General features: G+C 61.7%; 19 protein-coding genes and 2 pseudogenes. 11 read left to right on the top strand and 10 right to left on the bottom strand.

The annotated features are described in order from the left end of the window. From NKJ55_RS33635 to NKJ55_RS33620, 4 genes are all read left to right on the top strand, one after another. Positions 1-671, top strand: a 671-nt coding sequence (locus tag NKJ55_RS33635; RefSeq protein WP_352453641.1) for an acyl-CoA dehydrogenase family protein, incomplete at its 5' end; no start/stop codon positions are given. Between the two features lie 32 nt (positions 672-703). Then, positions 704-1,879: an FMNH2-dependent alkanesulfonate monooxygenase gene (gene ssuD, locus NKJ55_RS33630; protein WP_352453640.1), complete on the top strand. Its 1,176-nt coding sequence runs from the start codon at positions 704-706 to the stop codon at positions 1,877-1,879. Continuing rightward, positions 1,876-3,294: an FAD/NAD(P)-binding protein gene (locus NKJ55_RS33625; protein ID WP_352453639.1), complete on the top strand. Its 1,419-nt coding sequence runs from the start codon at positions 1,876-1,878 to the stop codon at positions 3,292-3,294. Before ssuD ends, NKJ55_RS33625 begins: the two co-directional genes overlap by 4 nt. 27 nt (positions 3,295-3,321) lie before the next feature. Continuing rightward, complete coding sequence (locus NKJ55_RS33620; protein WP_352453638.1) at positions 3,322-3,840, top strand: flavin reductase family protein; 519 nt, start codon at positions 3,322-3,324, stop codon at positions 3,838-3,840. Positions 3,841-4,173: 333 nt separating this feature from the next. Here NKJ55_RS33620 and NKJ55_RS33615 read toward each other — a convergent pair whose 3' ends face one another. Beyond that, complete coding sequence (locus NKJ55_RS33615) at positions 4,174-4,791, bottom strand: cupin domain-containing protein (protein ID WP_352453637.1); 618 nt, start codon at positions 4,789-4,791, stop codon at positions 4,174-4,176. Between the two features lie 506 nt (positions 4,792-5,297). On the opposite strand from NKJ55_RS33615, the gene NKJ55_RS33610 reads away from it, so the two are divergent. Next, complete coding sequence (locus NKJ55_RS33610) at positions 5,298-5,621, top strand: hypothetical protein (RefSeq protein WP_352453636.1); 324 nt, start codon at positions 5,298-5,300, stop codon at positions 5,619-5,621. Positions 5,622-6,286: 665 nt separating this feature from the next. Further along, positions 6,287-6,832 (top strand): group I truncated hemoglobin, encoded by a 546-nt coding sequence (locus NKJ55_RS33605; protein ID WP_352453635.1) that lies wholly within the window; start codon positions 6,287-6,289, stop codon positions 6,830-6,832. Positions 6,833-6,929: 97 nt separating this feature from the next. On the opposite strand, the gene NKJ55_RS33600 is transcribed toward NKJ55_RS33605, so the two are convergent. The 5 genes from NKJ55_RS33600 to NKJ55_RS33580 form a co-directional block, all read right to left on the bottom strand. After that, positions 6,930-7,523 (bottom strand): SOS response-associated peptidase, encoded by a 594-nt coding sequence (locus NKJ55_RS33600; RefSeq protein WP_352453634.1) that lies wholly within the window; start codon positions 7,521-7,523, stop codon positions 6,930-6,932. Between the two features lie 84 nt (positions 7,524-7,607). Next, positions 7,608-7,790, bottom strand: a complete 183-nt coding sequence (locus tag NKJ55_RS33595) for a hypothetical protein (protein ID WP_023677413.1) — start codon at positions 7,788-7,790, stop codon at positions 7,608-7,610. A 340-nt stretch (positions 7,791-8,130) separates the two neighbouring features. Then, on the bottom strand, positions 8,131-8,658 hold the full coding sequence (locus NKJ55_RS33590; RefSeq protein WP_352453633.1) for a hypothetical protein: 528 nt from the start codon (positions 8,656-8,658) through the stop codon (positions 8,131-8,133). Between the two features lie 383 nt (positions 8,659-9,041). Further along, positions 9,042-9,365 (bottom strand): CsbD family protein, encoded by a 324-nt coding sequence (locus NKJ55_RS35745; RefSeq protein ID WP_502904542.1) that lies wholly within the window; start codon positions 9,363-9,365, stop codon positions 9,042-9,044. A gap of 191 nt (positions 9,366-9,556) precedes the next feature. After that, positions 9,557-10,840 (bottom strand): ROK family transcriptional regulator, encoded by a 1,284-nt coding sequence (locus tag NKJ55_RS33580; protein ID WP_352453632.1) that lies wholly within the window; start codon positions 10,838-10,840, stop codon positions 9,557-9,559. 196 nt (positions 10,841-11,036) lie between these two features. On the opposite strand from NKJ55_RS33580, the gene NKJ55_RS33575 reads away from it, so the two are divergent. The 5 genes and pseudogenes from NKJ55_RS33575 (at position 11,037) to NKJ55_RS33555 (ending at position 16,479) form a co-directional block, all read left to right on the top strand. Beyond that, positions 11,037-13,595 carry an ATP-binding cassette domain-containing protein gene (locus NKJ55_RS33575; RefSeq protein WP_352453631.1) on the top strand — a complete coding sequence of 853 codons (2,559 nt, stop codon included), beginning with the start codon at positions 11,037-11,039 and terminating at the stop codon, positions 13,593-13,595. After that, positions 13,592-14,581 carry an ABC transporter permease gene (locus tag NKJ55_RS33570; RefSeq protein ID WP_352453630.1) on the top strand — a complete coding sequence of 330 codons (990 nt, stop codon included), beginning with the start codon at positions 13,592-13,594 and terminating at the stop codon, positions 14,579-14,581. The genes NKJ55_RS33575 and NKJ55_RS33570 overlap by 4 nt, the downstream gene beginning before the upstream one ends. A gap of 46 nt (positions 14,582-14,627) precedes the next feature. Next, positions 14,628-15,629, top strand: coding sequence for a rhamnose ABC transporter substrate-binding protein (locus NKJ55_RS33565; RefSeq protein ID WP_023677420.1), 1,002 nt, complete (start codon positions 14,628-14,630; stop codon positions 15,627-15,629). A gap of 86 nt (positions 15,630-15,715) precedes the next feature. Beyond that, positions 15,716-16,258: pseudogene (locus NKJ55_RS33560) on the top strand (glutamine amidotransferase); the annotation flags it as partial. Then, positions 16,147-16,479, top strand: coding sequence for a glutamine amidotransferase (locus NKJ55_RS33555; RefSeq protein WP_352453642.1), 333 nt, complete (start codon positions 16,147-16,149; stop codon positions 16,477-16,479). The pseudogene NKJ55_RS33560 and the gene NKJ55_RS33555, both read left to right, overlap by 112 nt. 70 nt (positions 16,480-16,549) lie before the next feature. On the opposite strand, the gene NKJ55_RS33550 is transcribed toward NKJ55_RS33555, so the two are convergent. The 4 genes and pseudogenes from NKJ55_RS33550 to NKJ55_RS33535 all read right to left on the bottom strand — a co-directional run. Further along, on the bottom strand, positions 16,550-17,053 hold the full coding sequence (locus NKJ55_RS33550; protein WP_352453629.1) for a DUF2314 domain-containing protein: 504 nt from the start codon (positions 17,051-17,053) through the stop codon (positions 16,550-16,552). 227 nt (positions 17,054-17,280) lie between these two features. Further along, positions 17,281-17,379: pseudogene (locus NKJ55_RS35740) on the bottom strand (3-oxoacyl-ACP reductase); the annotation flags it as partial. Further along, positions 17,369-18,250 carry a YihY/virulence factor BrkB family protein gene (locus tag NKJ55_RS33540; protein ID WP_352453628.1) on the bottom strand — a complete coding sequence of 294 codons (882 nt, stop codon included), beginning with the start codon at positions 18,248-18,250 and terminating at the stop codon, positions 17,369-17,371. The pseudogene NKJ55_RS35740 and the gene NKJ55_RS33540, both read right to left, overlap by 11 nt. Before the next feature lie 175 nt (positions 18,251-18,425). Then, positions 18,426-18,721, bottom strand: a 296-nt coding sequence (locus tag NKJ55_RS33535; protein WP_352453627.1) for a pilus assembly protein, incomplete at its 5' end; no start/stop codon positions are given.

Here is an 18,721-nt window from a genome sequence, read left to right as displayed (position 1 = left end):
GCCGGGCCTGGTATGCCATCGCCGATCGCGGCGCGCCCGGACTGACGGTCATCGACGACTGGTCGAGCTTCGGCCAGAAGACGACACTGTCCGGCACCGTTCTGCTCGACAATGTCAAGGTGCCGAAGACGCATCTTGTCCCCGGCTACAAGGGCTACGACAGGCCGACGGCCGACGGCGCCATCTTCCAGATCATCCAGGCCGCGGTCGATCTCGGTATCGCCAAAGCGGCGATAGACGAAACCGTCAACTTCGTGCGCACTAAGTCGCGTGCGTGGATCGACAGCGGCGTCGATCATGCCTGGCAGGATCCCTATACGATCCAGGCGGTCGGCGACCTCCGCCTGCGGGCCAATGCGGCCGAGGCGGTTCTGGACAAGGCCGGCCCTGCGGTTGATCGCGCTGTGCTCGACCCCAACGAGAAGACCGTCGCGGAAGCGCAGATCGCTGTGGCGGAATCCAAGATCCTCACCACCGAGATCGCCATCAACGCCACCAACAGACTTTTCGAACTCGCGGGCACGCGCTCGACATTGGCCGAGCACAATCTCGACCGGCATTGGCGCAACGCCCGCACCCACACGCTGCACGATCCGGTGCGCTGGAAATACGCAATCCTCGGCAACTACTACCTGAACGACGTCAATCCGCCGTTCCATGCCTGGAGCTGAGCGAGACGCCGTCAAGTCATAGAGGACTATTCATGAGCATTGCCATCCCCGACAGGATCAAGGTCCTGTGGTTTCTCCCGACCCATGGCGACAGCCGCTATCTCGGCACCTCCGAGGGGGGCAGGGCGGTCGACTTGCCCTACCTCACCCAGGTCGCCAAGGCGGCCGACGCCATCGGCTACTACGGCGCGTTGCTGCCGACCGGGCGCAGTTGCGAGGACAGCTGGGTGGTGGCGTCGGCGCTGGCGCCGCTGACGCAGCGGTTGCGCTTTCTTGTTGCCGTCCGTCCCGGGCTGCAGTCGCCGACGCTCGCGGCGCGGATGACCTCGACGCTCGACCGCATTTCGGGCGGGCGCCTGCTCATCAACGTCGTCACCGGCGGCGACCCGCTCGAGAACAAGGGCGACGGCATCTTCCTCAGCCATGACGAGCGCTATGAGGTGACGCGGGAATTCCTCGATATCTACAAGGCCGTGCTGCGCGGCGAGACGGTTGCCTACGAAGGCAGACATTTGCGCATCGAGGACGGAAGGCTGCTGTTCCCGCCCGTGCAGACGCCGCATCCGCCGCTGTATTTCGGTGGCTCGTCGGAGGCGGCCAATGCGGTCGCCGCCGAGCAGATCGACAAATACCTCACCTGGGGCGAACCGCCGGCTGACGTCGCCGCCAAGGTCGACCATGTGCGCGGCCTTGCCGAGAAGGCCGGACGCCAGGTGAGTTTCGGCATCAGGCTGCATGTCATCGTTCGCGAAACCAATGACGAAGGCTGGGCCGATGCCGACCGCCTGATCAGCCGCCTGGACGACAAGACGATCGCCGAGGCGCAGAAGGTTTTCGCGCGCATGGATTCCGTCGGCCAGTCGCGCATGAGCCGGCTGCATGGCGGCCGTCGCGACAAACTCGAAATCAGTCCGAATCTGTGGGCCGGTGTCGGCCTGGTGCGCGGCGGCGCCGGCACCGCTCTGGTCGGCGATGCGGCGACGGTGGCGGAGCGCATCGACGAATACCGGCGCATCGGCATCGATACCTTCATCCTGTCCGGCTATCCGCATCTGGAGGAAGCCTATCGCTTCGGCGAACTGGTGCTGCCGCTGTTGCCGCTCGATCACGAAATCTCGACGCGGCCGACGGCGGTTAACATGGGCCCCTTCGGCGAAACGGTGGCCGGCGACCATCGCCCGTCGTCGCTGCGCGCGAGCCAGTCTTGAGCGCCAGCGAACCGATCATAGCGATTGTCGGCGGCGGCTTTTCAGGTGCGGCGACTGCGTTTCATCTGGCGCGGCTGCTGCCGGCCAGTGCATCCGATATCGTGGTCGTCGAGCCGCGCGAAAGGCTCGGCTATGGTCTGGCCTATTCGACGACCGATCCTTCACACCGCATCAATGTGCCGGCCTCGAGGATGACGCTGATCTCCGGCCAGGATAGCCACTTCGCCGACTGGCTGCAGCAGAGCAGCGCTATTGTGGGGGATGTCGAGGCTATTGCCGCCAACGGCGCGATCTACCCGCAGCGCCGTGTTTTCGGCGGCTATGTCGAATCCCATCTCCAGCCCTTTCTGCTCAGCAAAACGATCCGCCATGTCAGGTCCGCCGTCGCGTCAGTCGAGCGCAGTGGCGAGGGCTACAGCCTGATCCTCGCCGATGGCAGGACGCTCGCAGCGGACGCCGTGGTGATTGCGACGACGCATCCGCCGCCGGCCTTGCCGTTGGCCATGCAGTCCGTGGCTGGCATAGCTGGGCTGGTGGCCAATCCCTATGACCTCGAGAGCTTGGAAGCGATCAGCCGCAATGACCATGTCCTGGTCATCGGCACCGGACTGACGTCCGCGGACGTGATCGCGACCCTCGACCGCAAGGGGCATCGTGGCCACATTGTCGCGCTGTCACGTCATGGCTATCGCTCGCGCAGCCACGCCTCGATACCGGCCGATCCAGTCGGTGATTTCACGACCCTTCCTTCACGCAGCGCAACGGCACTGTTCAAGCGCATCCGGGCCACGATTCTTGATGCCAAGCGTCAGGGCGAAGACTGGCACCCGGTGCTCGATGCCGTCCGGCGTCAGGGACAGGCCATCTGGCAGGCCTTGCCGCTAGCCGAGCAGCGCCAGGTTGTGCGTCATCTTCGCGCGCTGTGGGATGTGCATCGCTTCCGCGTTGCGCCACAGATCGCGGCCGTGCTCGATCGCCGCGCTGCCGAGGGCAGGCTTTCCTATCGCGCCGCATCGATTGTCGGCGCCGAACAGGTAGACGGATGCATTCGCGTCAGGCAGCGGCTGCGTGGCCAACGCAGCCTCGTTGTCGATGCTTTCGACAGTGTGATCGTGACGACCGGACCGGCGCACGCCGATATCTTGCGGACCAACACGGCGATTGCGGCGCTCGAGCGGATGGGATTGGTCCGGCTCGATCCGATTGGTCTTGGTTTGGATACCGACAGCCAAGGCCGTGCGGTCGGCACATCCGGGCGCCCGACCGATAGCATTTTCGTCAGCGGGCCACTGGCGCGAGGCAGCGTCGGCGAACTGATGGGAATTCCCGAAGTCACCGCACATGCCGAGCGCATCGCCGCCGAAATTCACCAATGGTTGGGATACCAAACGGCGTTGCGTCGCAAGGCGTCGTGAAGCTGCAAACACGATGAGGCTATCCAGATGACACTGACCGAACGCGTTCCCCTATTGGAAACCTTAGTGGAAACCCGGGTTCCCCTGAAATTTGCGATGCGACACCTGGCCGGAGCTGTCTCCGTGGTCACCGCCGGTGTTGGCGACGAACGGACGGGCGCAACCGTTACCACCGCCCATTCCCTATCGGTCGAACCAGAGGTGATGGTTGTCAGCATCAATCTGAACTCGTCTACCTGGGCAGCCATCAGCCGGCATCGGCATTTCTGCGTGAATGTGCTGCGTGCCGACCAGATCGCGATTGCCGACCGCTTTGCCGGGCGCGGTGGCCTGAAGGGGTCGGCGCGCTACGAGGGCGCTCGCTGGTCCAGCCTTGCAAGCGGCGCACTGGCACTCGACGAGGCGCTTGCCGCGGTCGACTGCGCGGTTGAGGATACTATTATTCGCCACAGCCACGCGCTGATCCTCGGCAGCGTCCGGCATGTGGTGAGCGGAGAGCCGGGCCCGGCGCTGATCTATCATCACGGCGCATACGGATCGTCGTAAACGTATTTCGGTTCCTGGTGCTTGGCGGCGCGGTGAAGGTCCAGGCATTCAAATGAAGGCTTGATCTAGAATGCCTTGGAGAGAAAACAGTAAAGGGGAGGCGGGTCTTTTGGCGTCCAGCCAGAACCGCAGGCTAGAAGTGATTCCCAGCCATTTTGTCGCCCGTCACAATGTTACAAAACTCATCGTAAGTAGTTGATTTTATTATAGATACCTAGAGTTCAATCCTCTCTCGCAGCACCATCGAATTCAGCATGCACCTGTTAGCGTCAACTGGTCGCCGACTGTCTGCAACAGGTGGAGAGCGGAAGTATCATCCCGGGAAATGTCGCCTCAATCGAGGCTGGCCGGCGACGAGAACGGCTGATTGGCGTCGACCACGAAGATGGCCAGCTCATCGAGATCGGTTGTGCCGGCGCTGAACACCTCCATCGGCGTGTTGGCCCCGTGTCCGATCATTGCCGTGCCAGCTTCAGCATAGGTCACTCCGTGGGGCGTTCTCTGGCCGAGCTTGCCGGCCAGCACATAGAAGGCCTCCGGTCCCGGATGCGTATGGATCTTCGTCTTGACGCCGGGCGCTCCACCGGCGCGGTTGACACGCAGCAAATACTCGCTTGCGCTGATCGGAGGGATCGGTCCGATCTCGACGACCTTGGTTCCGCCGGTCGTAGAGCCATCCTTCGGTCCAAGCGTGAACAGCCAGACCTTGCCTGCGACCTCGGCCGCAAGCGAGGTCGGGCCCGCAACGCTTTGGGCTTGCGCCAGCGTTGGCAGATTATCCAGCCGCCAGTACAACGGTCCGGAGGGCAGTTCCTTCACCTTTTTCTCAACCACCGGCTCGACGGCGAATTTGCTGTCTGCGGGCATTGAGGCTGACGTCATCAGCCCGAAAGCACACACCGAGAATATAAGCAGGCCAATACGGCGGGCGCTGAGGGAATGCGGCTTCATGGTTGGTCCTCCCTTTCATGGTCGTCCCCTCGACCCAATATTAGCTATAGCATATGTACCGACTTACGGCACGGACCAAGTTTCGAGCGAGCTAAAGCGCCTGCCGCCAAAGAAGACTGTTCATGATGCCAAACCCTCTAGGGAGAGTTTTCAAGCGTTGGAACTAGGTGTCGCGGTGGCATTGGCTGCGATGACGAGTGCCAGCAGCGCAAGGCGTGGCTCCTCCGCGTCGTCAAATGGGTAGCCGACGGCCCCCGTTTAGAGTTCGAAGCAGTCTTGCCCCCAGGCTACTGTGTCTGACGTGAGTCCAACGGTCCAGCCGTCCAAGATCGGCCCGCGCATGGCGGCCAGCCCCGTTCGGGCGGGCGCCCGAAAATGCCTGAGGTGCCAAGCATCTCGCCATGCTAGGAAAATGCCAAGGTCGAGGCACAGCTCCGCTCGCACGCGCCATGATGCGCGCGGGGAAGGCGTTCCAGTCTGCCCTGCTGCAGGCGGCTTAACAAAGCTTGCAGCCGGGAACAACCACTCAACGACTCGCGTTTCTTGCCAAGGCCCGCTTCTTTTGCAACGGGGCGGCGGGCGTCGAAGGCTCGCAAATGTCGCGCCGGCGTTTCAATCGCACTCGCCTCAGCCCTCACGATTTGGCTATTTGTGAACGCGTGTTTGATCAGGTTTGCGCAGATGAGCACATTGACCCTCTAAGCCTGGATGCCGAAGCCTTGGCGGTGATGATTGTCGCAATCTTCCGAAACGTGACTACCAATGAGCGCGAACTGCTGGAGGAAGTTAGGTCTCTTCGTCGCTCAAAAGGCGCAGAGAAGGCGCACTAGCTAGGCGGCGTTCCGAGGCGAATTGTTCTAGTCCCGCATTGGCACAATCGGATTGGCATCTGAATTGCTCATTGAGAATCGCCAGAGTGTAGCCACCGAGCTTGCGAAGGGGACGGAAATGGGCTTAGCCGAAGACTTATCGGATGTCGCGCTCACATTCGAATGTCCGGATTGCTTGCATCCGGCGGTAAGAAAGGGCTCTGCACTAAGAACAATCGCGCACTTCAGATGCGACGGGTGCAACGCCAAGGTGCGGATGACCTATCCGCAGAAGCTCGCGATCTTCGAAAAGCACAGGCTATTGGCCGCAAGCAGCCGGCAAAGCCGCGGGAAGCGATTGTACGCCCCCTACCGGGGCTGATTGCCGCCGACAACACGACACAGAAGGAAAATGCCCAAGGTCAGGGGCACAGATGCGGCCGAAGTGGCTTCGCGACCTCTGCCGCGTGCAGCGACGCGTGCTTAACACTTCCTCATCCGCGCGGCCTTCGCCCCTTTTGACGCATGTTGACCACGGCAATGCCGCCCAATCGGAATAATTCGGGCGAAGGGCTCGTTAGTTCTTTAGGCGATGCTAAAATACGGCAAAGTGTCCGAATGTCATTTCATGAAGCCCGCCAGACAGGCTGCGGCTCGCTCTGGCCTAACCTCGAAGGGAACCAGGGATGAAAATTTCGACTTCTCTCACAAGACGAAGTGTTGTCGCCGCGCTGGCGCTGGCCGCCGCATCGACGTCGGTATTGCCTGTCGACAAGGCGCTCGCGCAGACGAAGAAAACCACATCCGAGAAAAGTCTGTATGAGCGGCTGGGCGGCGTGTTTGCCATCGCAGCGGTGATCGATCATTTCAGCGACGCCGTCGTGAGGAACCCGATCGTCGGCCAAAAGTCCAAGAATCCGCAGCTGCGCAAATGGCACACCAAGAACCTGGAAAGGTTGCCCGGCCTTAAGTTCATGCGCACGCTGTGGGTCTGCGACGTTTCTGGCGGGCCCTTCAAGTTCGTCGCCACCAAGCCCGGCACGACGCCGCTCGGTCTCGAGGAGGCGCATCGCGACCTGCGGATTTCCCCCGCGGAATTCGATGAGGTCGCAGCCGAACTCGGGCGGACCTTGGATCATTTCAAGATTCCGAAGCCTGAGAAAACCGAAGTCCTGGAAGCTTTCGCCGCCCACAAAGACGAGGTCACCGCCGGCTACGTCAAGCGGGGCTGAAGCGCTTATATCGCGCGGGCATTCGTTCTGAGCATGGCGCGCATCGCCGTGACGATGCGGCGCGGCCGTAGCTCAGCGCGCAATTATCCGATGGTTCCTACTCCGAACCTGCCCGAGCTGTTTCCACACTGAGCGACCCTTCCGGCAGCGGCCGCAGGAGTTCAGCCTCGGACTTCGTCAGATGGATCCACGCCGCCCAGTCCGATGGTGGGAGCACGACCACCTGCCGATTGTGATATGGCGCGACATCCGGGCCTGGATCGGTCGTCAGCATCGTGAACGTCGGCGGCTTGTTGCCGATACCCTCGCGCCACAGCCCGGCAATCGCCATGAACGAATGGCCATTCAGCGTGAACCTGTGCTTGGTTTTTGGATATTTCGTTCCCGTGAATTCGAAGAATGCCGACGCCGGAACGAGACAGCGCTTGCTGTTGCCGAACTGCCGGCCCTCCGAGCGAAAGTTGAATACAGGTCCGCCTTTTGGCCCGGCCGGGGGAAAGCCGAACGTCATCGACGCCAGTTCGATTGCGTCGCCGGCAGCCCGCATTACAGGCGCGGGGTCGTTGATGTGGATGTCATCCGCCTGCGGCAGATCCAATTCGGTTTGATGGCTGGGGATTTTGAGCGCCAGCGATTCCATCGTCCGGCAGTATTCGGCCCAGGCGATGTGCTGCTCGTAGTCATTGCACATGGAAAGGCTCCGTACGCTCGACCGAGATCAGTTCAACATAGCGTTTATCGGTTGGCGCCGATTGCTGGCGGATTTGATATAAGCCTATTTGGGCCGGCGTGCGGCAGCGATGGCCTGCAACAGATTGATGCTGTTCACGTCGGGTTCGCTGGATGCGGCAACGGCAAGTGCGGCGGCCTCGGCTATTTTGGCGACGTCGTCGCTGCTGATCGTTCCGCGCTTTTCCAGCAGATTTACGAGTTCGACAACGAGAAGAAAGGCGTTCACACCATATCGTTCGGCTCTGAGCTCGAACTCGCCTCGAGCCAATTTCTCCGCGTCTCCTTCAGCCCGTTTGTCCACGTTGGCGTCCTCTCCTATGGCTACAAGCTATTAACGCTTAGCACGAATGGTTTAATCCTTCGAACTGGCCACAACCTTCGCCAATTGCCGGGCATAGTGTCGCCGGTGGCAAGGGCATGGGTTCAGCCAAGGATGAGACCAACCAACAGAACGGTAAGAATAAAGGACAACACGACGGCAAGTAGCCCGCATGCTTCCAAAGTGTTGGTTTGCCAAGCTTTCGTCGGGCGCCTCCGGTTTGAATTCCCGTTTCGCGAAACAAACTTCATCGGGCACCAGATCGGACGCGGAGCCGGCTTGAATTTGGCAAAGCGCTCCTCTTCATCGGCCCGGAAGGCATCTCCGCGAAACTCCGGAGCACCGTATGCGCGGCGCCTGCCTGCCTTTCATCGACGCGGGCCATCACCAGTACGACACCTTCTGCGATCTTCGGCTTGCGCGGCTTCTGGGCGAAATTGGCGAAAGTTCCGAGAAGCACGCCGGCAAAGCCGCCCCAAGCCGCACCGACCAGGGCCATGCCGGTCATCCCCGCAGGATCAATGCCTTGAGCTCCAAAAGCGCTGAAGCCGGCCAACAGACCAGCCGTCGCGCCAAGTGCGGCACCAGCGACGGCACCCCGCCAGAGAGCGCTCATCTCATCGTCGTAATATCCAGCAACGCTGATCGGTTCATCATTGTCGTTGTAAGATCCGACCACGCTGATCTGGCGGCGGCGAATCCCGGCAGCCTGAAGTCTGGCCACGGCACGTGCTGCCTGGGCATGGGAATTGAACAGCCTGCTGATCGTTTGCATTTACGCCCAGGCCCAACGCCCGTTCGGAGCGTCGGGCCTCTCCTCCCTGGCTTGAACTCTTCCGCCCGGACGCATCTTCGTCGCGCCAAAGCTCACCACAACGTGAGCCAGCCGTCTACGTTCCTCAGCCGGGGCTTCGGTCCAACCCCAGAGCGTCTTGCTTGGGACCTAAGTCTGACCAGCTTGGGCGTGCTGAGGCCATGCCGAGCGGGGACGGTCGCCGGCTCGAAGAGAGGGTTCAGATGCTATCGCAGACCCAAAAAGCTCAAAATGACTATTACGATCACGATCGCGCCGACCAGCCAGATAATGTTGTTCATGATTACGCTCCTTCGCCTACGGGCTGGGCACGCCGAGGCGAAGCCCGCCACGCAAGTAGAACATCAGATATGGCTAAAGCATCCTCGCGGGCCTCGCTGTCGAAAGAGCCCACCGCACCAGTCGGCACGGGCGACGCAGAGTTTCACCCCGGTGGTGGGCAGCAAACGGCATTGCATCCAAAGGCTCAGCTGATGCTTCTGGACCAGGTTATCAACCTGGCGCTCCGCCTCTTCCTTGGCAATGCCATATCGCTCCTGGATGCGTCCCAAGAGCTGGTCTCGGTTGCCCTCGATACGATCAAGATCGTCGTCGGTGAGGTCACCCCACTGCTCCTTCGCCTTGCCCTTGAACTGCGTCCATTTTCCCTTGATTTGATCCCAGTTCATATGTTCCTCCTTGCTTCCTGGGCCCGCACTGAAGCGGAGCGCGGACCGATCAGCATTCGATGTCGGTAATGAATGAAGATTAGCAGCCGCTAAAGGTTCCGGTGCCGGCGCAAAAAGCCCGCCGTGCCCGTGCCTGACTGTGAGCTGATGTTGATGATGTCCGGAGCTTGATGCTCTTTCGCGGCACTATCTTATGCCGTTGAAGGCGCTGACCTTCTTGCTGGTTGGCCTTGGCTGGCAAGCCTCGAAAGGCTACCCGGCAGCATTGTTCTGTCCTTGCCGATCATCAGCACGCCGCTGTCGGGCGCCAACAGTGCCGAGAACGGCAGCATCGCCGCGCCGATCGGCGAAGCCTCGGGGCCGAATTGTCCCGACACGATTTCCGGCGCCACGATGCCGATGGCGCTGATCCTGTTGAACTGGGTCTGCACCTTTGCCAGCAGCTCGAGATGAATCGGCCGCGGCAGGATGCTGTCGAGGACGATCGCCTCGATGTCGATGACGGAAGTGATGGCGATGATCGCCTCGACCAGCGCATTGGCGCAATCGTCGATCCATTCGGACAGCGGTTCGCGCGCCCCTGGCGGCAAGGGGTCGAGTTCGCGCACGCGGTTGATCTCGATGCCGCGCGATTTGAGATGATTGACCAGCACATAGATCGAAGCGCGATGCAGCAGGCTCTGGTAGCGCGCCGGCTTGGCCGCCACCGAATCGAGGCTTGAAGGCGAGACCGGCAAAGGACCGAGCGCGGCGCTGTTGCCGTGCGGCCCGGTATGGACCTTGCCGCCTTGCACCAGTCCACCGCCGACAAAGGTGTCGATCGAGATATGCATGAAGTCGCGGAACCGCGCGCCGGTCCCCTGGATGAGTTCGGCGAGTGCGGCCGATGATGCGTCGTTTTCCACGAAGACCGGGGTCTTCGGCTTTGTGGCGAAGAACGTCGTCAGATCGATTGCTTCCCAGCGGCTGCCGAGATCGTCGGGAAAGCCGAGCTCTTCGCTCCAGCCGCCGAGGAAATATGGCGAGGCGATGCCGACGCCGACGATGCTGGCATCGCCAAGCCCCTCGACCAGCTTGTCGAAATTGGCCAGCGACATGTTGCCGGCCTTGAGCACCATGTCGGGATCCGGAAAGCGATATTCGTGCGACTCGCGCGAGCGGACCTCGCCGGCAAAGTCGACGAGCACGGCTTCCAGCGCGCGCCGGCCGATCTTGATGCCGACGCTGTAGATACGCTCAGGTGCAAGTCGGTAGAGAGTGGATGGCGATCCGCGTTGCCCGAACCTTTTCCCCACTTGCTTTACGAATCCGGACGACTCCAGCCCGTCGACAATGGTGGCGACCGCGGCCGGCGTCAGATTTGCGGCGCGCGCCAGATCGGACTTGGATGCCTCCTTCAGGCGGCGAATGGCGTCAAGCACGAAGCGCTCGTTATAATGCCGAACCTTGACCGAATTGCTGCCTTTTCCGGACAAAACCGGCGCCTCCCCATTCATTCCCGCAGAGCCACTCCAGCCGCTTGCAGCTTTGAGGCTGCCGCGGGGTCGAGCACTCCAATCGCACCCGTGCGCGACGGGACAGTGCCCTTCGCGGCCATGGAAGTCAATTTTCCAGTTGCGGCATTCGGCCATTTAATATAGCAAATTGAAAAAACAGGACCAGGGAGGAAAGGTGCTGCACTTGGGCGCATTAGGCGAAGCCGACGCCATGGTGAAGAGCGACGCGGCTGTCCCGGTTGCCCTGGTTCAGGCGACAAAAGCCTTCGGCGGCACGATTGCCCTCAAGGACGCGTCCTTCGAATTGCGCTCAGGCGAGGTGCTGGCTCTGCTTGGCGAAAACGGCGCCGGCAAGAGCACCTGCGTAAAGCTGCTGGCCGGCGTGTATCTCCCGACCGGCGGCCATGTCGAAGTCGATGGCAAGCCTGTGGTCTTCTATTCGCCGCACGACGCCCAGGCTGCCGGCATCTCGGTCATGCACCAGCACCCCGGTCTTTTCCCTGATCTTTCGGTGGCGGAGAACATCTATCTCGGCCATATGCCGCGCGACCGCTTCGGCGGCATCGACAACGCCGCCATGCTTGCCGGCGCGCGCAGGGTGCTGGCGACAGTCGGCCTCGACGTGCTGGCCGAAACCCGGCTCGGAACGTTGCGCACCTCCGAACAGCAACTGGTCGAGATCGCCCGCGCCCTGTCGCTCGACGCGCGGGTGCTGATCATGGACGAGCCGACGGCCGCCCTCTCGCAGCGCGAGGTCGAGCGGCTGTTCACTGTCGTCGCCGACCTGCGGCTGCACGGTGTGGCGATGATGTTCGTCGGCCACCGCATGGACGAGATCTTCCGCATCGCCGACCGCATCGCGGTGCTGCGCGACGGGCGCCTCATTGGCGTCAAGCCGAGGGCCGAGCTTGGCCGCGCCGCCGCCATCGGCATGATGGTCGGCCGCGAGGTCACCGACCTCTATCCGCAACGAAGCCACGCGACCGGCGCACTGGTGCTGGAGGCGAGGGGGCTTTCGCACGCCGGTGGCTTTTCCAATATCGACCTCAAGCTCCATGCCGGCGAGGTGCTCGGGCTCGGCGGCCTGGTCGGCAGCGGGCGGACCGAGATCGCGCGCATGCTGTTCGGAATCGACCAGCCCGATGCCGGCGAAATCCTGATCGACGGCGAAGCTGTGCGCTTCGCGTCGGCACGCGACGCCATGGATGCGCGTATCGCCTATGTCTCTGAAGACCGCATGGGCCAGAGCCTGGTGATGGATTTTTCCATCCTCGACAACGCGGTGCTGCCAGTCCTCGACAAGACAGCCCGCTCCGGCTTCTACGGCACGAACCGCGCGATCAATCTGGTTTCGGACTGGCTGAAGCGCATGAAGCTTCGCTTTTCCGGCTACGCGCAGCCGGTAAAGGAACTGTCCGGCGGCAACCAGCAGAAGGTGGTGTTGGCCAAATGGCTGCGCACCGAACCGCGCGTCCTCATCCTCGACGAGCCGACGCAAGGCATCGATATCGGCACCAAGGCGGAAGTGCATGCGATGATCGCCGACCTTGCCGCCCAGGGCATGGCAATCATCTTGATCTCCTCCGAAATGCCCGAGCTCATCGGCATGTGCGACCGCATCATCGTCCTGCGCGAAGGCCATCGGACGGCCGAATTTGCCAGGGGCGAAGCCACTCAGGAAAAGGTGCTGGAAGCAGCGACCAAGGCCGGCGAAAGCGCCGATGCGGCGGCACAGGCCGCCGGCGAGGAGAAGAGAAAAGGACCGCTCGACATACTGAAGCGGCGGGAGTTCGGTCTGCTCGCCGCGATGCTGGCGGTCGCCATCCCGGTCACCATCATCAACCCGCGCATGGTGAGCGCTGCAAACCTGACCGCCGTGTCGATGGATGCCGCCCTGCTCGTCGTTGCTGCACTCGCGCAGATGCTGGTGCTGATCACCCGCAACATCGACCTTTCGATCGCTGCGGTGATCGGCCTGTCGGCTTACATGGCGGCCAGCATGGTCCAGGCCTATCCAGGGCTCGACATCGGCATTGGCCTGATAACCGCATGCGCCGTCGGTGGCGTCGCCGGCCTGATCAACGGCCTCGTCGTCACCAGGGGAAAGATCCCGGCGATCGTCGTCACGCTGGCCTCGATGTCGATCTTCCGTGGCTTCAACTCGATCTGGGCAGCCGGTGATCAGATCAGCGCCGACGAAGTCACGCAAGCCTGGCTCGACATGACCGGCCTGAAGATCGCCGGCGTGCCGCTGATCGTCATCATCGCGATCGTTATCCTGTGCCTGGGCTACGTGCTGCTCTATCGCACAGCGATCGGGCGCGAACTGTTCGCCGCCGGCTCCAATCCCGACGGCGCGCGTCTTATCGGCATCCCCGTCGACCGCCGCATTCTGCTGGCCTTTGGCATGGCCGGCCTGCTCGGCGGCCTGTGTGGCGCGCTGTGGGCATCGCGCTATGCGACCATCGATGCACGCGTCGCGCTCGGCTTCGAACTCACCGTGATCGCGGCGGCGGTGGTCGGCGGCGTCGCCATCCGCGGTGGTTCGGGCACGCTGCTCGGTATCATCCTCGGCGCGCTCACGCTGCTCGTCATCAAAAACGGGCTGACGCTGGTGCGCGTCGACCCGCTGTGGCTGCAGGGCGTCTACGGCCTCGTGATCCTGGTCGCCATCGGCATCGACACCTTCATCGTGCGGCGGGCCGAGCAGGCAAGACAGGCGAGGGCGCGGTGAAAAAGTTCCTCCGTTCGATCGACTTCTGGGATCTGCTGCTGGCGACCTCTTGCGTGGCCATCTTCCTCTATGCCGCGATCTTCGTGCCGAATTTCGTTTCCGGCTTCAATCTCTCGCAACTGGCCGCCAGCGCCTCGGAAAAGGCATTGCTGATCCTGCCGATGACGCTGCTCATCATCACCCGCGAGATCGACCTGTCGATCGCCTCGGTGCTGGCGCTGACGTCCGTCGTCTTTGGCTTGCTGGTCCAGGCCGGTGTGCCGACACTTGCCGCAATCCCGCTGACGCTCTTCATCGGCGGCCTGCTCGGCGCCTTCAACGGCTATCTAGTCTCGGGCCTTGGACTGCAGTCGTTGGTTGTGACGCTCGGCACCATGGCGCTCTATCGAGGCATTGGCTACATCCTGCTCGGCACCGGCTCGGTCAACATCCTGCCGCCCGCGGTAGTCGATTTCGGCATCAACAACCTGCCTGGCACCGAGATACCGTGGACCATCGTGCCCTTCCTGGTGCTGGCGCCGGTGTTTGCGGTCGTGCTGCAGAAGACGCCGACCGGCAAGCGCATCTACGCGCTCGGCGGCAGCCCCGAAGTGGCGCGCTATTCCGGCATAAACACGCGCCGGATGGTGCTGAACCTGTTCGTCGTCTCGGGCGTCGTCGCGGCGATAGCCGGCATCGTCTATACCGCGCGCCTTTCCAACGCCCGCGCCAACAATGCGCTCGGCATGGAGCTCGACGTCATCACCATCGTGCTGCTCGGCGGCGTCAGCGTCTTTGGCGGCAAGGGCCGCCTGACCGGCGTCATGCTGGCACTGGTCCTGATCGCCATCATCCGCAACGTGCTGGCGCTGAACCAGATCGGTGGCGACGCGCAGGGCATGATCATCGGCCTGCTTCTAATCGGCTCGCTGCTGATCGGCAATTACTGGCGCTCCACACAGGAGATGCTCAGCAGATCCCGCGCAATGCGCGAGACAAAGGGGTGATCTCGGGCCCCTTCCTTCAAGCCCGAATTTTGACGGAGGAGTCACAATGAAAGCGTTTAGATTAGCCCTGCTCGCATCCGCGGTTCTGCTTGCGCCAAGCTCGCTGGCCTTCAGCCAGGAGTGCGCCAAGGAACCCGTAACGGTCGGTTTCCTGCCCAAGCTCGACACGGATCCCTACTTCAAAGTGGCCTTCGGAGGCGCGCAAGAGGCAGCCAAGGAAATTGGCGGCACCGCTACCCAGGTCGCCCCATCGCAGGCGACCGCCGAGGCGCAGATCGAATTCATCAACAGCCTCGTGTCGCAGAAGGTCGGAGTCATCGCAATTGCCGGCAACGACGCCAATGCCGTCGCGCCTGCGCTGAAGCGCGCCGTTCAGCAGGGCGTCAGGGTGATTTCGTATGACTCCGATGTGGCCGCCGATGCGCGTGCGGTGTTCGTCAATCAGGTGAAGGGCGACAGTCTCGCCGAGATGATGCTCGAAAGTGCATTCGCCCTCAGCGGCGGTGAAGGCGAATTCGCGATCCTGTCGTCGACGCCGACGGCGACCAACCAGAATGCCTGGATCGACTTCATGAAGGCGAAGATGGCGGCCGAGCCGAAGTTCTCCAAAATGAAGTTGGTGCAGGTGGCCTATGGCGAAGAAAGCGAACAGATCAACCAGCAGCAGGCATTGGCGCTGGTCCAGGCGTTTCCCGATCTCAAGGTGATCATCGTCCCGGCAGGCATCGGCCTTCCGGCGGCCGCGCGTGCACTCGAGGAAGCGGGCATGATCGGCAAGGTCAAGCTGACCGGCCTCGCGCCGGCCACTCTGATCTCGAAATACATCAAGGACGAAGCGGCTCAGGATATCTGGTGGAACGTCACCGATCTTGGCTATCTTACTTATCAGACGGCCCAGGCGTTTGCGCAATGCAAGATCACCGGCAAGGAGGGTGAGAAGTTCACGGCAGGCAGGCTCGGCGAATACACGATTGGCGCCGGCGGCGAACTGATCCTTGGTCCGGCCAAGATCGTGACTCCCGAAAATCTGGCCGAGTTCAAATTCTGATCCTATAGAGCTTGAGTTCTAGGGGGCGCCGGTCCATCCGGCGCCCTTCCTAAAAACCTCTCGAATGAAAACAGTGCGGGGCGGCAATGAAGATATTGCTTGCAGGCGAAACCTTTGCAGCGACGACCTCGGTTGCCATCGGCAGCGACGTGCTTACAAGTGTGGCCTCGGCAAATGGTGCGACGGCCTTCAATGCCGCGCTGGCCACTGAAGGCATCGCGGTCACGCAGATCGGCGGCGAGCGTTGCGGCGCGGAGTTTCCCTATGACCTCGATGGGCTCGCCCAATATCAGGCGGTGGTGATCTCCGACGTCGGCGCCCTGACATTGCTGGTGACGCCGGATGCCCGCGCCGGGCGTGTCGGCGTCAACCGCCTCGATGTGCTCAAGGCCTATGTCGAAGGTGGCGGCGGGCTGATGCTGGCCGGCGGTTACATGGGCTTTCAGGGCATGTTCGGGACGGCGCGTTTCCACGACACTCCGGTCGAGGACGTTCTGCCGGTCCGTTGCCTACCCTACTGCGACGGCATGGAGGTGCCGCAAGGACTGCAGGCCTCCGTCCTGCAGTCGTCACATCCGATTTTTTCCGGGGTGGAGGGGCCTTTGCCGCCGATTCTCGGCATGAACAAGCTGGAATTCAGGCGCGACGGTTCGTCCCGGCTTCTGGCGACCTGCCACCATCGCGGGGCACCGACTGGCCGCTCCTTGCCGTCGGTAGCCATGGCCGCGGCCGCACGATTGCCTGGGCAACCGATATCGGCCCGCATTGGCTCTCGCAGGATTTCCTCGGATGGCCGTTCTACGGAAGACTGATGGCGAACATGGTCCGTTGGCTCGCCGGCGATGAATGAGAAAGCTGGTTTGACCAGTGCGGCTGCCCAATCCTCCAACGAAAGACCAGGCTATCAAGCATACGTTGAATCAGGACGGCAGTGGCTCATAAACCGAAACCCCGATGTATCGATCGTATGAGCCACGATCTTTCTCAGGAAGCTTGTCTCGGGTTACACGCAATGTGAATCCCCCCTGCAAGTGCCCCGCGTCGAGAACCATCCAATCGAAAATATCATCGCCTTCAAACGAAAGTCGCTGTCCGACTTGATGCCATTTCTGAAGCTCGGGTGGCACCTCGAAAAACGTACCTGAAAATAGCCGCTCCTCAGCATGATAATGCACATCGGCAAGCCAAAGGAAAACAAAGTGGTCCTCCCGAAGACGTACGGACTCGTCGGGATCGCGAAACCGAAGCTTCGCGGAACAGAAGGCATCTGCATTTCCCTCGATATGTTCGACAAATGTCGGCACACTCGCAAGCGCGCGATCGTAAGCTGCTAGGAAGGCGGGGTCTGTCTGCGAGATAGCCGTGAAGAGTGGCTCATTCCGCGGTTCGTCGAATTCACCGTTCGATTGAGATTTTTCGCTCATAAAAGACCTCTTGGACTAACCTTGCGAAGTCCGCGCGCTTCTTCCTGGTGTGGGAGACGGCGCTCGCGAAGCGGTATCGCACTACCAGCCAAAGAGCCTATCACGCTACCGACCAACCGCCATCCACCTATATATTCGCGCCAGTGATCAGTGACGCCGCCAACACCACGGTGCCCGCGACGTCGATCGGGTCGCCGATGCGGCCGAGCGGAATGTGGCCAGCACATGCAGGCGAGTGCGCAGGCGCGGCCGCTGCCGCGCGAGGCCCCGGTGACCAGCACCACCTTGCCGGCGAGGTCGAATTTCGGCGTGAACTCATTTGTCATGCGATTCCACCTTGTTCTTCAAATCGGACCGGCTGCCGTGTCGAACCGAAAAGGCTCGCGTGAATTCGGCGCCCAGCAGAAATATCTCGGCCGAATAATAGACCCATAACAGCACGACGAGCAGGGCGCCGGCCGCGCCGTATGACGATGAGATGGCGCTGGTTCCGATATACCAGCCAATCAGCGACTTGCCGATGGTGAACAGAAACCCGGTGACCACGGCGCCGATGCCGACATCGCGCCATTGCAGGCTGCGGTCCGGCAGCACCTTGTAGATTGCGGCAAACAGCAGCGTGATCAGGGCAAACGAGACGATCCCGTTGATGGCGCTCAGGATGATGGTGCCGAACGGCAGGTAGGCGTTGATGACGTCTCCGAGCGCCGAAATTGCGGCGCTTACGACCAGCGACACCAGGAGCAGAAAGCCGAGCGCCGCGACGAGGCCCAGGCTTGCAATGCGTGCCCGAACCATTCGTGAAATCGTTGCCCCGCTCGGTTTGACTTTCCAAATTTCGTTCAACCCCAGCTGCATCTCGCCGAACACGCCGGATGCGGCGACGAACAGCGTGACCAGCCCCAGAATGCTGGCGAGGGTTCCGGCTTCCTTCTGCGAGGCGTTTTCGATCGTAGCTCGCAGCAGCTCGGCACTTTGCGGCCCCATCAGGCCAGCGATCTGTGCCGAAAGGGCGAGTTGCGCCGCCTCGTGCCCGAAGGCTATGCCGGCAATAGCCACAACGATGAGCAGGATCGGCGCAAGCGAGGTCGTGGCATAAAACGCTATCGCCGCCCCATGGCTCAGCGCATTGTCGTCGATGAAGCCGATGACGCTCTGCTTGAGGAGCCTCCAGCCCTCTGCTGCCAAATTCCACATGTAGGCCTCGCATGCCTGTCAACAAACAAGTAGCGGCGGCGCGGCGCTGGGCGAGGGGTGGGGGCTCGGCCGGAACAAAGCCGGCAACGGCGCGCTGTACAAGGCGATCGCCTATAAAGGCGGCGTGCAGCGAACATCCTGCGAAAGGTGCCGCTCGACTGGCCGGGGGACGTGCTCACGATGCAATCAGGGGAACTGTGACAGTTGTCTGATAATTTATCGGATATCGGTTGAAATACGGGAACTCGATCACGAACGCATATTGGGCCGTCAGATGTGCCATGCGAAAGCCGCCGCTGGGGGCGTCGATTGCTATTGTTACATCGACGTCTTTCAATCCCAAATCCAGTAATTTTTCCGTGGCAATGGCTTGGATCTGGGCCTGCGTCAGCGAGTTCTTCATTTGCAGCGCACGTGACGACGTTTCCAGCGTGTACCGAACACTCGACATAGCATTCAGAGCCCAGCCGA

It is taken from the genome of Mesorhizobium sp. M0106 (genome assembly GCF_040322715.1).
Classification (GTDB): domain Bacteria; phylum Pseudomonadota; class Alphaproteobacteria; order Rhizobiales; family Rhizobiaceae; genus Mesorhizobium.
Note: the sequence above shows the minus strand (reverse complement) of the source record. Positions and strands in the feature narration are given on the sequence as shown.